At 71.4% G+C, this 210-nt stretch carries 1 pseudogene; it reads right to left on the reverse strand.

The features are described from left to right. Positions 1 to 210, reverse strand: a pseudogene (locus QM588_RS25710) (tRNA lysidine(34) synthetase TilS); the annotation flags it as partial.

Raw genomic sequence — 210 nt, forward strand, 5'->3', positions numbered from 1 at the left:
TCCAGCAGCTGCTCGGCCGTTCGGCCCAGAGCCGGAGCGACGCCCCCACCGAGCAAGTCCTCGAGCAACGGCAGCACCTCGTGGCGAAGCCGCACCCGGGTGAAGTCCGGATCGAAGTTCTGCGGATCCTCGAACGGTTCGAGTCCCAGCACCTAGCACGCGGCCCGCGTCCCGGCGCGTCCCACCCCGAGGAGCGGTCGACCCCACGGG

Origin of the sequence: Rhodococcus sp. IEGM 1354 (assembly GCF_030056855.1) — a bacterium.
Lineage (GTDB): Bacteria > Actinomycetota > Actinomycetes > Mycobacteriales > Mycobacteriaceae > Rhodococcoides.